This window comes from Amycolatopsis jejuensis (assembly GCF_000717335.1).
Lineage (GTDB): Bacteria > Actinomycetota > Actinomycetes > Mycobacteriales > Pseudonocardiaceae > Amycolatopsis > Amycolatopsis jejuensis.
The window spans coordinates 357,678-371,951 of record NZ_JNYZ01000006.1; the positions used below are offsets into that span (position 1 = coordinate 357,678).

At 70.5% G+C, this 14,274-nt stretch carries 13 protein-coding genes and 1 pseudogene; 4 read left to right on the top strand and 10 right to left on the bottom strand.

Features of this window, described 5'->3' with window-relative positions; all coding sequences use genetic code 11:
• Nucleotides 1-162 precede the first annotated feature (162 nt).
• Entirely contained in the window at nucleotides 163-1,665 is a 1,503-nt protein-coding gene (rpsA, locus tag OO71_RS09875) for a 30S ribosomal protein S1 (protein WP_033289353.1), read from the top strand.
• Nucleotides 1,666-1,818: 153 nt separating this feature from the next.
• Here rpsA and OO71_RS09880 read toward each other — a convergent pair whose 3' ends face one another.
• Nucleotides 1,819-2,451, bottom strand: coding sequence for a TetR/AcrR family transcriptional regulator (locus tag OO71_RS09880; RefSeq protein ID WP_033289354.1), 633 nt, complete (start codon nucleotides 2,449-2,451; stop codon nucleotides 1,819-1,821).
• Between the two features lie 165 nt (nucleotides 2,452-2,616).
• On the opposite strand from OO71_RS09880, the gene OO71_RS09885 reads away from it, so the two are divergent.
• Nucleotides 2,617-3,051, top strand: a complete 435-nt coding sequence (locus OO71_RS09885) for an OsmC family protein (RefSeq protein ID WP_033289355.1) — start codon at nucleotides 2,617-2,619, stop codon at nucleotides 3,049-3,051.
• Between the two features lie 57 nt (nucleotides 3,052-3,108).
• On the opposite strand, the gene OO71_RS09890 is transcribed toward OO71_RS09885, so the two are convergent.
• The gene (locus OO71_RS09890; protein WP_033289356.1) at nucleotides 3,109-3,324 is read right to left on the bottom strand and encodes a hypothetical protein; all 216 of its coding nucleotides are present in this window, start codon (nucleotides 3,322-3,324) and stop codon (nucleotides 3,109-3,111) included.
• A 215-nt stretch (nucleotides 3,325-3,539) separates the two neighbouring features.
• Between OO71_RS09890 and coaE the strand changes: the two genes are divergently transcribed.
• Nucleotides 3,540-4,724 carry a dephospho-CoA kinase gene (coaE, locus tag OO71_RS09895; RefSeq protein ID WP_033289357.1) on the top strand — a complete coding sequence of 395 codons (1,185 nt, stop codon included), beginning with the start codon at nucleotides 3,540-3,542 and terminating at the stop codon, nucleotides 4,722-4,724.
• A 185-nt stretch (nucleotides 4,725-4,909) separates the two neighbouring features.
• Nucleotides 4,910-6,190, top strand: coding sequence for a threonine--tRNA ligase (thrS, locus tag OO71_RS09905; RefSeq protein ID WP_051791393.1), 1,281 nt, complete (start codon nucleotides 4,910-4,912; stop codon nucleotides 6,188-6,190).
• Here the strand turns inward: thrS and OO71_RS09910 are convergent.
• The 8 genes and pseudogenes from OO71_RS09910 to OO71_RS09945 all read right to left on the bottom strand — a co-directional run bounded on the left by OO71_RS09910 (nucleotide 6,078) and on the right by OO71_RS09945 (nucleotide 14,200).
• Entirely contained in the window at nucleotides 6,078-6,704 is a 627-nt protein-coding gene (locus OO71_RS09910; RefSeq protein ID WP_033289360.1) for a response regulator, read from the bottom strand. The genes thrS and OO71_RS09910 overlap by 113 nt on opposite strands.
• Nucleotides 6,701-8,032, bottom strand: a complete 1,332-nt coding sequence (locus tag OO71_RS09915) for a sensor histidine kinase (protein WP_169776514.1) — start codon at nucleotides 8,030-8,032, stop codon at nucleotides 6,701-6,703. Before OO71_RS09915 ends, OO71_RS09910 begins: the two co-directional genes overlap by 4 nt.
• Nucleotides 8,029-9,543 (bottom strand): ArnT family glycosyltransferase, encoded by a 1,515-nt coding sequence (locus OO71_RS09920; RefSeq protein WP_033289361.1) that lies wholly within the window; start codon nucleotides 9,541-9,543, stop codon nucleotides 8,029-8,031. Before OO71_RS09920 ends, OO71_RS09915 begins: the two co-directional genes overlap by 4 nt.
• 82 nt (nucleotides 9,544-9,625) lie before the next feature.
• Nucleotides 9,626-11,116: a glycosyltransferase family 39 protein gene (locus OO71_RS09925; RefSeq protein ID WP_051791394.1), complete on the bottom strand. Its 1,491-nt coding sequence runs from the start codon at nucleotides 11,114-11,116 to the stop codon at nucleotides 9,626-9,628.
• Nucleotides 11,117-11,118: 2 nt separating this feature from the next.
• Nucleotides 11,119-11,856: an ABC transporter permease gene (locus OO71_RS09930; RefSeq protein WP_033289363.1), complete on the bottom strand. Its 738-nt coding sequence runs from the start codon at nucleotides 11,854-11,856 to the stop codon at nucleotides 11,119-11,121.
• Nucleotides 11,857-11,866: 10 nt separating this feature from the next.
• A pseudogene (locus OO71_RS46260) lies at nucleotides 11,867-12,773 on the bottom strand (ABC transporter ATP-binding protein).
• A 70-nt stretch (nucleotides 12,774-12,843) separates the two neighbouring features.
• On the bottom strand, nucleotides 12,844-13,599 hold the full coding sequence (locus OO71_RS09940) for a class I SAM-dependent methyltransferase (RefSeq protein ID WP_033289364.1): 756 nt from the start codon (nucleotides 13,597-13,599) through the stop codon (nucleotides 12,844-12,846).
• Nucleotides 13,600-13,681: 82 nt separating this feature from the next.
• Nucleotides 13,682-14,200: a ribonuclease FAU-1 family protein gene (locus OO71_RS09945; protein ID WP_033289365.1), complete on the bottom strand. Its 519-nt coding sequence runs from the start codon at nucleotides 14,198-14,200 to the stop codon at nucleotides 13,682-13,684.
• Between the last annotated feature and the right edge of the window lie 74 nt (nucleotides 14,201-14,274).

Sequence of the window (14,274 nt, forward strand, 5' to 3'; positions counted from 1 at the left end):
GCACCGTCAGCGGGTCATGCCGCGGTCGTTCACTGGTGGAACGTTTGGTCGCCGGACGTTTGAGCAGGGTCGTCGCATGTCTTCGCCGTGGGCCCCGCCGCGTGCACCACCGGTAGCCGACCGCACACCTACGACACCCATCCCACCGGAGCAACCCGCCTAATGACCACCGACACCGCCACCGCCCCGACCGCCCCGCAGAGCCACACCGGGGCCCCGCAGGTCGCCATCAACGACATCGGGTCGGAGGAAGACTTCCTCGCGGCTATCGACAAGACGATCAAGTACTTCAACGATGGGGACATCGTCGAAGGCACCATCGTGAAGGTCGATCGCGACGAGGTCCTGCTCGACATCGGCTACAAGACCGAGGGCGTCATCCCCTCGCGTGAGCTCTCCATCAAGCACGATGTCGACCCGGCCGAGGTTGTCACCGTAGGCGATGAGGTCGAGGCTCTCGTTCTCCAGAAGGAGGACAAGGAAGGCCGCCTGATCCTGTCCAAGAAGCGCGCACAGTACGAGCGCGCCTGGGGCACGATCGAGGAGCTCAAGGAGAAGGACGAGCCCGTCAAGGGCACCGTCATCGAGGTCGTCAAGGGCGGCCTCATCCTGGACATCGGCCTGCGCGGCTTCCTGCCCGCGTCGCTGGTCGAGATGCGCCGCGTGCGCGATCTGCAGCCGTACGTCGGCCGCGAGCTCGAGGCGAAGATCATCGAGCTGGACAAGAACCGCAACAACGTGGTCCTGTCGCGGCGCGCCTACCTCGAGCAGACCCAGTCCGAGGTGCGCAGCGAGTTCCTCAACGCGCTCGCCAAGGGCCAGGTCCGCAAGGGCGTCGTGTCCTCCATCGTCAACTTCGGTGCCTTCGTGGACCTCGGTGGCGTCGACGGCCTGGTGCACGTGTCCGAGCTGTCCTGGAAGCACATCGACCACCCGTCCGAGGTCGTCGAGGTGGGCCAGGAGGTCACCGTCGAGGTGCTGGACGTCGACATGGACCGTGAGCGCGTGTCCCTGTCGCTGAAGGCGACCCAGGAAGACCCGTGGCGCCAGTTCGCCCGCACCCACGCGATCGGCCAGATCGTGCCGGGCAAGGTCACCAAGCTCGTCCCGTTCGGTGCGTTCGTGCGCGTCGAGGAGGGCATCGAGGGTCTGGTGCACATCTCCGAGCTGGCCGAGCGCCACGTGGAGATCCCGGAGCAGGTCGTGCAGGTCAACGGCGACGTCATGGTCAAGGTCATCGACATCGACCTCGAGCGCCGGCGCATCTCGCTGTCGCTGAAGCAGGCCAACGAGGGCGTCACGCCGGACACCGAATTCGACCCGACCCAGTACGGCATGGCCGCCGAGTACGACGCCGAGGGGAACTACATCTACCCCGAGGGCTTCGACCCGGACACCCAGGAGTGGCAGGACGGCTTCGACAAGCAGCGCGAGGAGTGGGAGCGGCAGTACGCCGAGGCCCACACGCGCTACGAGGCCCACATGGCCCAGGTCAAGAAGGCCGCCGAGGCCGACGCCGAAGCCGCGGCGGACGCCGCCACCGGCATCGAGGGCGGCGACCAGAGCTACACCTCCTCGGCCCCGGTCGAGGCGAAGAGCGGCGGCACGCTCGCGAGCGACGAGCAGCTGGCCGCCCTGCGCGAGAAGCTTTCGGGCGGCGCGTGAGGGTTCGCTGAGTAGCTGAGTTCCACCCCCTGCGGCCCCGGTCCCGAACGGACCGGGGCCGCAGGTGTGTCCGGGGCGGCGGCCGCGAATGGCGACCGGCTCAGTGGCCGCGCCCGGCTTGCCCGGTCAGGAGCAGCAAGGAACGCGAGCAGGTCAGCGGTGCAGTCCCAGCCCGGTGATCATGCCTTCGACCCCGCGGCGGTACATCGCTTCCTGCGCGGTCTCGGTGGGTTCGATGAACCAGTCGTCGAGGGGGCTTTGCGAGCGGATCGTCAGTTCGACGCTCACCAGCCCGTGCATGGCCGTCCACAGCAGATAGCCGCAGTCCTGCGCCACGACGTCCGGCGGGCTGACCCGGGCGATCTTCGCGACGAACTCCGCGAAACTCGTGCGCACGACGTTCGAGCGCAGTGCCGGGTCCGGGTCGTAGTCGTGTACCGAGCGTTCGAACATCAGGCCGTACCGGGCCGGGCTGGCGAGGGCGAAGCGGCGGTACGCGAGCGCGACGTGCACCAGATCGGCGATCCCGTCGGCGGAAGCCGGGGGGACCGCGCGCAGTTCTTCGCGCAGCAGGTCGAAAGCCCGTTCGTACAAGGCGTCCAGCAGACCCGTGCGGCCGCCGAACCGCGTGTACACGGTGATCGTGGACGCGCCGGCCTGCTCGGCCACCGCTCGCACGGTCAACCCTGCCACGCCGCGTTCGGCGAGGACGGCGAGGGCTGCGTCGAGAAACCGGCCGCGGTGCTGCTGTTCGGCCGGTCGCGTCGAGAGATGGCGGGTGGCCATGCCCTCCACCCCCTTTGCCCATGCCCGCGGCAGCCGCGGCCGCGCCTCGCAAGCAGAAGATACGATATTCCCGGCTTCTTGGGAACGACGCGGGACCAGCCCGGCCCGGGACAGTCCACACGCGACGCCGCGCGTCGTGGTCCAGCGAGCGGGAGGAACCACCAGATGACCCAGTCCGGCACCGTCGTCGTCACCGATGCCGGAAGCGGCCGCTACACCCAGCGCGTCACTGCCGGGGAGCACGAATTCCTCGCCGACGAACCGGTCATCGTGGGCGGGGACGACGCCGGACCCAACCCGTATGACCTCCTGCTCTCCGCGCTGGGCACCTGCACCGCCATGACGCTGCGGATGTACGCCGACCGCAAGGGCATCCCGCTCACCCGCACCATCGTCCGCCTGCGGCACGACCGCATCCACGCGCGGGACTGCGAACGCTGCGAAACCGAGGTCGGCCTGATCAGCCGCATCACGCGCGAGATCACGCTGGAAGGCATTCTCGACGACGAGCAGCGCGCCCGGCTGCTCGAAATCGCCGACAAATGCCCGGTCCACCGCACGCTGACGCACGAAATCGCGATCGAAACGCGCGAGGTCTGAGCCGTGGACCGGCAACGCACGCGGTGATCTCACCGGACGCCTTGGCTCGAGCTCGGGTCAGGAGGTCGAGACCACCGGCACCCAGGCGCGTTCCAGGGCAGCCGCGCGGGCCCGGCGGCGGAGGCCGGCCAGGCTGTGCTTCGCGGGGACCAGCAGCGCGCTGAACCACGTGCGCCGGTATTCGTCCAGTGCGTCCGCGACCTGGCGGTAGGCGACGCAGTGCACCAGGCCGGGGGTGCCGAGCCGGTGCTTCCCGACGTGCTTCTCCGCCATCGTTCCTCCGTGTGGGCGACGCTTCCGCCGCGCACGGTACGCACTCGGTTCGCGAAAACGGCGTAACCACGCGGCGTGTCACCCACATCAGTTCGGCAACGCCGGAAAATGTCCTTGCCTTTACGCTCAGCGTGTGCGGGTACCCGTGCGAGTGCACGTGCAGGGGTCTCGGTGTCGCCCGAGCGGGTGACGGGGTCGCTGGTTAGGGTGTGGCCATGTTGCGAGTGGGCCTGACGGGCGGGATCGGCGCGGGGAAGTCGACGGTGGCGAACCGGCTCGCCGAACACGGGGCCGTCGTCATCGATTCGGACCGGATCGCGCGCGAGGTCGTCGAGCCGGGCACGCCGGGGCTGGCGGCACTGGAAGCGGCGTTCGGCGCGGAAATCCTTGCCCCGGACGGGTCCCTCGACCGGCCCGCGCTCGCCGCGCGCGCGTTCGCGGACGACGAGTCCCGCAAGCGGCTCAACGCGATCGTGCATCCGCTGGTCGGGCAGCGCACCGCCGAGCTGATGGCCGGGGTGGCGGACGACGCGATCGTGGTGCACGACGTGCCGTTGCTCGTCGAGAACGACCTGGCGCCCGCGTATCACCTGGTGGTGATCGTGGACGCGCCGGTGGAGGTCCGCGTACGACGGCTCGTCGAGGTCCGCGGCATGCCCGAGGACGACGCCCGTGCGCGGATCCGGGCGCAGGCCGCGGAGGAGCAGCGCCGCGCGGTCGCCGACGTCTGGCTCGACAACGGTGGTCCGCAGGACATCGTGCTCGCCGAGGTGGATGCGCTGTGGGCGGACCGGCTGGTCCCGTTCGAGGCGAACCTGCGGCTGCGCAAACCGCGCCCGCCTGCCTCGCCGGTGATCTCGCCCTACGACACGAGCTGGCCGCTTCAGGCCGAACGCCGGCTCGCGCGGCTGCGGCAGATCGCCGGGTCGCGGCTGGTCCGCGCGGACCACATCGGGTCCACCGCGGTACCCGGCCTGCCCGCCAAGGATGTACTCGACCTGCAGCTCACGGTGTCCACTTTGGACGATGCGGATGCACTTGCCGAAACACTCGCCGACGCCGGATTCCCGCGCCGGGAAGGCGAATGGTGGGACGATCCGCAGGACGGCGGCGGGAAATGGCTCAAGCGGTTCCACCAGAGCGCCGACCCGAAACGGCCGGTGAACCTGCACGTCCGGTCCACCGAAACCCCGGCGTGGCGGCTCGCCCTGCTGTTCCGCGACTGGATCCGGGCGCATCCGGCGGAACGCGAGCGTTACGCCGAGCTGAAACAAGCGCTGGCGCGCAAGCATTCTGCCGATGGCACCGTCGAGGAATATGCCGAAGAGAAGCAGGGCTGGGTCAACGAAGCCTTTGTGCGCGCGGAAAACTGGGCCGAGCAGAGCTCGTGGAAACCCTGACGCGGTAAATCGGATGCGGGCGCGCGGCCGGACGGGTTATCGTCAGGCCATGAACTGCGCCCTGTCCACGACGACGCCGGATCCTGTCCCGGCGCGCTGAACGCTGATCTCGAGCCCGGGGCGAGTGCCCCGGGCTCTGCTGTGTGGTCGCTTGCCTCGCCTCGACGAAACCCGAGGAGACCACCATGCCCGACCACCGCAAGCTGGGCCGCGAACTCGGCCTGTTCGGCAGCGACCCGCTGATCGGCGCCGGACTGCCGTATCTGCTGCCCGACGGCGCGGCCGTGCGGCACGTGCTGGAGGAGTACGTCCGCGAGGTCGAACGCCGCGCCGGGTACCGGCACGTGTATTCGCCGGTGCTGGGAAAACGTGAGCTGTACGAGCTTTCCGGCCACTGGGCGCATTACCGCGACGACATGTTCCCGCCGATGGACGTCGGCGGCGAGCAGGTGGTGCTGCGGCCGAGCCTGTGCCCGCATCACGCGCTGATCTACCGCAGCCGCGCCCGGAGCCACCGTGAACTGCCACTGCGGCTGGCCGAGCTGGGCGGGATGTACCGGGCCGAGCTGTCCGGGGTGCTCGGCGGCCTCGGCCGCGTCCGGGCGATCCAGCTCAACGACGCGCACATCTTCTGTACCCCGGACCAACTCGGCGCCGAAGTGCGTGCTGCGCTCGAGCTGATCCGCCGCGGGTACGCCGATCTCGGCCTGAAAGCCGCGCGCTACCGGCTATCCCTGCCGGATGACCGTGGCAAATACGCTGGCGCGGCAGACGAATGGGACCGTGCGGCCGAGGTGCTCGCCGACGCGCTCGACGGCGTCGAGTACGAGCGCGGCCCCGGCGAGGCGGCGTTCTACGGGCCCAAGATCGACGTGCAGATCGCGGACAGCGCCGGACGCGAGTCGACCCTGTCCACCGTCCAGATCGATCACTATCAGCCGGAGCAGTTCGGCTTGGAGTACATCGGCGCGGACGGTCGCGCGCACCGGCCGGTCCTGGTGCACCGCAGCCTCCTCGGCAGCCTGGAACGCGTGCTGGCCCAGCTGGTCGAGGAATACGGCGGCGCTTTCCCGCCTTGGCTTGCCCCGGTGCAGGTAGTGGTTCTACCGGTCGGCGATGCGGATTTCCCGGCCGCCGCAGCCGTCGTCGAGCAGTGTCTGGATGCAGGGTTACGCGCCGAGATCGTCCCGGCAGAAAAGGGGAGTCTGGGTGCGCGAATCCGGGATCACCGGTTGGTGCCGTATCAAGCCGTGGTCGGCGCCCGCGAAGCCGACGCAGGCCTGGTCGCACCTCGGCTCCGTGACGGGACCAAGCTCGATCCGTTGCCCGTGAAGGAGTTCATCGCGAAAGTAGCTAGGAGCCGAGCAACCCACGTTCGAAAGCCACCGCCACCGCGGCAGCCCGGTCCTTCACGCCGAGTTTCGCGTACGCGTGCAGCAGATGCGTCTTCACCGTGGCCTCGCTGATGAACAGCTTCTTCGCCGCTTCCTTGTTCGTGGACCCCCGCGCGACGAGGTTCAGCACCTCGATTTCGCGCTGCGACAACGGTTCCTGCGCGGGCGCGCGCATCTGGCCCATGATCCGGCTCGCAACGGCGGGGGAGAGCACCGCTTCACCGCGCGCGGCGGCCCGGACGGCGCGGAACAGCTCCTCCCGCGGCGAGTCCTTCAGCAGGTACCCGGTCGCCCCGGCCTCGATGGCGGGGAGGACGTCCGAATCCGTGTCGTACGTGGTCAGCACGAGCACGCGGGCCGGGTTGCCGAGGCGGGCGAGCTCGGTGATCGCGGCGACCCCGTCGGTGCCGGGCATCCGCAGGTCCATCAGCACGACGTCCGGCTTGAGTGCCTCGGCGAGCGTGACAGCCTCGGCGCCGTGCGCAGCCTCGCCCAGCACCTCGAAGCCGTTCTCGCCGGTGAAGATGCCGCGCAGGCCGTCTCGGACGATCGGGTGGTCGTCGGCGATGAGCAGGGTGATGGTCATCGGGTCCCCTCGTTTCGGTCCGGCGCGGCCACCGGGACGGCCGGAAGGCGGACCGAGATCGCCGTGCCGCCACCGGGTTCCGTCTCCACGTGCAGTGTGCCCGCCAGCCGCTCCGCGCGCCGCCGCATGCCGGGCAGGCCGAAGCCGCCCTCCGGGTTCGACCCGGTGGGCGGGCCCGCCGGGTCGAACCCGGCGCCGTCGTCGCGCGCGTCCAGGGTCACCTCGTCGCCCATGTACGACAGGGTGATCCCCACCCGGTTCGCCTGCGCGTGTTTGGCCACATTGGACAGTGCTTCCTGGGTGATCCGCAGCAGGGTGGCCTCCAGCTCCGGATGCAGCGGGACGGCGGCGCCGGTCACCGAGAAGGTCGCCGATACACCGGTGCGCGCGCTCCAGAGCCGCGTCACCTCGGCGAGCGCCTCGGGCAGGGTCGCGGAGTCGAGCGGTGCCGGGTGCAGCGCGTCCACCGAACGCCGGGCGGCGGTGAGGTTTTCGCGGGCGAGCAGGGTGGCCGCGGCGACGTGCCGCTCCCATTCCGCCGGGTTTTCGCGGACCTGTGCGGCGGCTTCGAGCTGGGTGATGATCCCGGTGAACCCCTGCGCGAGCGTGTCGTGGATTTCCTGGCTCAGCCGCTGCCGCTCGTCGAGCACCCCGGCCTCGCGGGCCTGGGTCAGCAGCTGCCGGTGCAGCCCGCGGTTCTCCGCCTCGGCGGCGGCCAGCTGGTCGATCATCCGGCGGCGTTCCTCGTTCTGCCTGCCCACCGCGGCGAAGAGCGCGCCTCCGCCGCCGATCGCCGCGGTCTGCACGATCACCAGCGTCACCCAGATCCCGGGCGCCACCGACAACGCGTGGATCGGCCCGCCGCTGGTCATGGTGTTGATCAGGAGTGACGTGATGGCGATGCCGAGGAGCGCAACCGGCATCGGCCGCATCCGCATGGCCGCGAAGAAGCCGTAGACCATGAAGATCACGAAGTACGTTTCGCGATATTCGAGGATTGCGCCGAACGTGACCACCCCGGCGAACACCGCGGCCGCGGTCACCGGATGGTCGCGCAGCCGCGGGCGGACCACCAGCGTCGTGAGCACCAGCCACCCCGCGGCACCGGCGGCGATCAGCAAGGTGGTGCCCCGGTACGCGTCCGTCTGGTCCCCGCGCAGGGCGCTGAGCAGCATCGACACGAGAAGCAGCGCGAACGCGAGCAGGGTTTCGAGGCGGGTGAACCAGCGGTGCCAGCGCACCGGTGGGTCCGCGGGCCGCGGCGCGGCCGGGGGCACGAGGGAGCCGCGCCAGTCGAGCTTCACGTTCCGCAGCTCGTCGAGCCTCATGCCTTCAGGTCTTTCAGCTGCGGCCAGATCTCCGCCCAGCTGCCGATCCGCCCGCTGAGCAGCCAGATCGGCAGGTGCCGGCTGGAATTCGGGACGCCCAGCCGGTTGTCGACCTCGCCGGCGATCCGCGCGGACCGGAAGTGCGGCAGCAGCTTCGCCGGGTCGCGGCCGATGAACAGCACGGTGTCCGCGTCGTCGGCAGGGCGGCCGAAGTACCAGAACCCGCGGCTCGCGCTGTACGCCTCGGGCAGGCCCTCGTCCGGCCCGTACCGGCCGAGCGCCCCGGCCTGCCAATAGCCGCCGGTGACCAGCGCGGTGCGGTTCCGCTGGTCCGGCGGAAGCGTGCGGTACTGCGCGGCGACCGACGCGGCCAGATCGGGCCAGCCGACCTCTTCCATCGCGTACGCCGGGCGTGGTGCGTTCGGATGCTCCACCAGCCACTGCACCGGCCAAACGGGGAGCGCGTACGGGAGGCTGTATACCGCGGAGAGGACGAAGACGGGCCACGTCGGCACCCAGCGCCACCACCACGCGGGCCGCCGGTCCTGCAGATGTACTGCGGCAGCAGCCCACAACACGCTGAAAGTGCCTGCCGCGTAATAGAACCGGCCGTTCGCGACGAGGAATACAGCGAACACACCGAGCGCCGACCAGCCGAGAAAGCGGTACGGCCGCAACCGTTCGCTGCCGACCAGCACGACCAGCCCGTACAGCACCCCCAGCGCACCGATCACGAGCCCGGCACCGGCGAGCAGCGCCGGTACGAAGATCCCGCGGCCACCCGCTTCGTCGACTTCACGGGACACCGCGTCGCCCATCCCCAGCTGCGGCCAGCCGTTCAGGGACTGCCACACCAGCGTCGGCACACAGGCGAGCACTGCGATTCCCGCGCCCGCCCACAGTTTCGGGCGGCGCAGCAGGTCACGCGGGCCGAACAGGAGCGCGGTGACCGCGGTGACGGCCCAGAACGCGCCGATCAGGAACTTGACGTTCAGCGCAACGGCCGTGACCACGCCGAGCCAGAGCAGCAGGTTGTCGTCGCGGGTCCGGATCCAGCGGACCAGCAGCCACAGCACGATCGCCCACAGCAGTGGGTCCACAGTGGACGTTGCGAGGTAGTGCCCGCTGCCGACGAACTGGCCGCAGATCGCAAACGCCGCCGCGGCCCGGGTCTGCGCCTTGCGGTCGCCGCCCATTTCGCGGGTCAGCAGGCCGGTGAACACCACGCCCGCCGCGGTCGCCAGGATCGCCGGGATGCGGAACACGACGAGCGACCCCGGTGCGATCGCGTTCGCCAGCCAGGCGAGCCACGGGAGTACGGGTGGCTGGTCCGCGTAACCCCAGGTCAGATGCTTGCCCGCGGCGAGGAAGTACAGCTCGTCGCCGAAGTAGCCGTAGCGGCCGGCGGTGGCGAGCAGTACCGCGGCGGTCCCGGCCGCGAGCAAGGCGACCGGGCGCCTCGCGAACTCGGTGCGTACCCGCTCCGGTGCGGCCGTCGTCACGGCATCCATCCTGCTCCCTGTCGGCGGTCGGGGGCTGGCCAGCCCGCACCCTACGGGCGGGGTCCGGCGCCACCGCACTGCGGGTGGTCCCTCAGCCCGCGGTGTTCACCAGCACCGGCCAGAGGTGCTGCCACGACTGCATTCTCCCGCTCGCCAGCCACATCGGCGTGCCGTCGAGGACGCTGGGCTTCGCGTGGCCGGTGCGCACCGTCCCGGCCGGGCGGAGATCGGCGAAGTGCCCGAGCAGGAGCCGCGGATCGGCGCCGACGAAGAGGACGTCCCGTGCCGAATCGGGCGGCACGACCAGGGTCGCGTACCCGCGGTTGGGGCTCGCCGGTTCGGGCAGCCCCAGCGCGGGGCCGTAGCGGTCGAGTGCACTCGCCGTCCAGTAGGTACCGCCCAGGATCGCGGTGCGGGCCGGGTCGGGGACCTGGTGATACGCATCGGCGACCGACTTCGAAGCCTCCGGCCAGCCGATCTCCGCGTACGAGAAGAACGGCGTGGGCAGCGACGGATTTTTCGCGAGCCACGACTGCGGCCACACCGGCAGTGCGGCAGGCAGCATGAGCAGCGCCGAGATCAGGTAGACCGGCCAGGTCGGGAGCCAGCGCCACCAGCGTGCCGCCGGACGGCTCTCCAGCGCCACCGCCGCGGCCGCCCAGCACGGCGCGAACATCCCGGCGAGGTAGTAGGAACGGCCGTTCACCACGACGAACACGACGGCTAGACCGAGCGTGACCCAGGCCAGGAAACGGTAGTCGGGGCGCCGCAGCAGCTGCCACAAACCGTAGCCGAGCAGCACGATCCCGATCGGGACCCCGGCGATCAGCACCACCTCGGGCAGCCAGAGCAGCCGTCCGGACGCGCCGATTTCACGTGAGATCGCCGCCCCCATGCCCAGCTGCGGCCAGCCGTGCGTGGCTTGCCAGATCAGCGTGGGTACGCAGGCCAGCGCCGCGATGGCGGCCCCGGCCCACAGCATCGGACGACGCAGCAGGTCACGCGGTCCGCAGATCAGCAGGGCCACCACCGCGACCAGCCAGAAGCCGCCGATCAGGAACTTCACGTACAACGTCACCGCGGTGATCACGCCCGCCCACAGCAGCAGGCTGTCGCGGCGGGTGCGGATCCAGCGGACCAGGAGCCAGATGAGCACGGTCCAGAGGAACGGGTCGAGCGTCGAGGTCGCGAGGTAGTGGCCGCCCGCGAGGAACTGGGTGCAGGTGGCGAACGTCGCGGCGGTGACGACCTGGGCCCGCCGCCGTCCGCCGAGCTCACGGGCGATGAGCGCGGCGACCACGACGCCCGCGACCATGGCCAGCATCGCCGGAAGCCGCAGCACGAACGGCGAACCCGGCGCGAGTGCGTCCATGGCACGGGCGAGGAGCGGAAGCAGCGGCGGCTGATCCACGTAACCCCAGGAAAGATGCCGTCCGGCGGCAAGGAAGTAGAGCTCGTCGCCGAAGTAGCCGTAGCGATTCGCGGTGAGTACCAACGGGATCGCCAGCAGACCGGCGACGGCCAGCACCGGAGTGCGGGCGAACGCGTGGGTTTCGACAGGTTTTTCGTACGTCGCGATCATGGTCACTCCCAGCGGAAGAATCGGGCGGCGAGTACCGAGCACGCGACCGTGACGACGGCCAGCGAGACCAGCGGCAGCAGGTGCGGCGCGTGTCCGGCGGCGGTGTCGCGCAGGCTGCTCAGCGTCGCGCCGAGCGGCAGCACCTCGGTGATGTGCTGGAGCAACGGGGGTAGCAGCTCCTTGGGCACCCACACCCCGCCCAGCGCCAGCATCGGCAGGAACACGGCCGCGCCGAGACCGTTCGCCGCGCGCGTGCTCGGTGCGACTGCCGCGAGCAGAGTGCCGACGGAGAACAACGCCACCGCACCCAGCACGGTCACCGCCAGGAACCCGCCCGGATTCCGCGGCAGCGCCATCCCGAGCGCGATCCTGCCCACCCCCACGACGAGCAGGATCGCGACCACAGCGGCGCCGAGATTCACCACCAGCTGTGCGGCCAGCAGCCGGGACGGCGGCACCGGGCTCGCCGCGAGCCGCTTCAGCACGCCCTTTTCGCGGTGCGCCGCCATCGCGCCGGGGTACAGGTTCAGCGCGAGGACGCCCAGCAGGATCGCCACGGCCATCGGCGCGATCAGCGTGGCCAGCGACGACTGGCCGCCGTACTGCGCACTCGGCTCGCGCGAACCCGGCATCAGCCCGAAGATCAGCAGCAGCGCCAACGGGATTCCGGCCACCACAGCCGGTGCGCCGGGGTCGCGCAGGAACATTTTCGCCTCGGCGGCAGTCAGTTTGGTCAGCATGGTTCCCCCGTCAGTCCGGTTTCCGGCCGGTGAGCGCGACGAACGCGTCGTCGAGACTGGTCTGTTCGACCCGCAGGTCGCCCGCCACCACGTCAGCGCGGGCCAGGAACGACGTCACCGCCTGCAGCGCCCCGCGGCCCCCGGTCACCACCAGGTGCGTGCCGTGCCGTTCGACCTCGAGCACGTCGGGCAGGTCCTTGAGCGAGGCCGGGTCGACCGGCGCCGACGGCCGGAACCGGATGCGGTGCTCGCCGCCGGCCCGCCCGACCAGCCCCGGCCGGCGTGTCGATCGCGACGACGCGCCCGGAGCCGATCACGGCGATCCGGTCGCACAGCCGTTCCGCCTCTTCCATGAAGTGCGTGACCAGCACGACCGTCACGCCTTCCGCACGCACGGCTTCGACGAGATCCCACGTGTCACGCCGGGCCTGCGGGTCGAGGCCGGTGGTGAGCTCGTCCAGCACGACCACCTCGGGACTGCCGATCAGCGCGAGCGCAATCGACACCCGCTGCTGCTGCCCGCCGGACAGCCTGCGGTACGCGGTGTCCCGCTGCTCGGTGAGCCCGAGCAGGTCCAGGAGCCGCTCCGGATCGGCGGGGGTGCGGTACATCGCGGCGAACAGGCCGAGCACCTCGCCGACCCGCAGCCGTTCGGGCAGGCGGCTTTCCTGCAGCTGCACGCCGAGGCGCTGACGCAGCTCACGGACGTCGCGCTGCGGGTCGAGCCCGAGCACCGAAACCGTGCCGCCGTCGGGCACCCGCAGGCCCTCGATGCATTCGACCGTGGTGGTCTTGCCTGCGCCGTTGGGGCCGAGGATCCCGAAGATCTCGCCCTGCTCGACGGTGAACGAGACGTCGTCGACCGCCTGTTTCCCGCGGTAGTGCTTGCGGAGGTGGCGTACCTCGATGACCGGCATCCCCGCTGTCCCCTCTCGGAATCGCAGTGCTTGCTGCGTTCGAGAATCGCGGTTCGGCCGCGCGGAAAGATCAACGGAACGGGTCGGGATCCGCTCCACCGGCCGGAGCTTCCGCATCCACCGATCGGTTGATGCGGAAGTAGATCATCGGGTTGGCGCGTCCGGTGTGCACGGCTTCGGACAGGCCGAGTTCGCGGCGGAGCTCCCCGAGCCGAGCGGACGCGTGCGGGGCGCGGGCGCGCGCGGCCGTGAAGTACGGGGTGTGCGTTGTGTCCAGCCACCGCAACACTTCCTTGCCCTCGGTGAACGGCAGCGGGGTGGTGCGGTGGAACACGTCGTGCACGCTCACCGCCGCGTCCAGCCCCGGGAAGACGTCGGCGAGGTACCAGCGCGCGAACCGGGCGCCGTGGTCGGCGTCGACGAAGAGATAGTCCACATCGGACAGCCAATCGCCGGTGAGCGTGCGGGCGTCGCCCTGGCGGAACTCCCAGCGGCCCTTCGCCAGCGAGGACGGCACGGTCGCCGCGGCGTGCCCGACGAGGTCCGCGGTGACCAGGTGGCCGGTGCCGTTGTCGGCGAGCGCACGCAGGAGCCAGCTCGTGGACCAGCCGTGCAGCGACCCGATCTCGACGACCTTCGCCGGGCGCTGCTGCCGCAGGAGCAGGTAGGTGATCTCGGCTTCGAGGTCGTCGAGCTGGGTCTTCATCGCGGGATGGCTCCGGCGATGCGCGCGCTGCGCGTCCTTCGCCGCCCGCAACGCTTCGGCGTGCTGCCGGTAGAGCGAGCACACGAGGTCGAGGGTCACCCGGTTGCCGATTTTCTCCATGCTGCCGATCGTGGCCGGGACCGGCGCCGGGGGTAATGCGGCCAGCCGCCGGATCCGGGGCGGGGAAATCCCCCGGTCCGGGTCAGGGATGCCGGCGCCAGGTCGCGGTCACGTCCTTTGTGGACAACCAGGCGGCGAGGTCGTAACCGTGCGCGGCGAGCCCTTCGACGGTGGTGTAGGCGACCTCGAGCGCGTACTCGGCCTCGGCTTGCGGGAGCAGGCCTTCGGCGACGGCCGCCAGCAGTTCGTCGGTGTCGATCACGCGGACCGAGACCTTGTCCTTCAGGACCAGGTCGAGGTAGAGATCGGTGGCGACCCACTTTTCGCCTTCGCGGCGTACGCGGACGACGTCGAGGTAGAAGTCCTGGTCGCGTTCGTGGCCGGGGCTGAACCAGAAGTCGGTGATCCGCAGGCCGAGGCCGGGGAGCAGCCACGACTCGAGGTAGTGGAACTGTGCCCGCCCGGGTGCCGGACGCGCCAGGTACAGGCCGAACGGCTCCTCGCGGAACTCCTCCACCTCGCGGCGGATGCCTTTGTTGTCGACGTTGACGCGGGCGGCCGGGTCGAAGTACTCCACCTTCGGGGGGTGCAGGTCGCTCATCCGCCCATCCTGCCGTGGTGGCGGGCCGTCCCGCTTCCGCCGGGTGGGTTCATGCAGGTCAGCGGGGTGTCGCG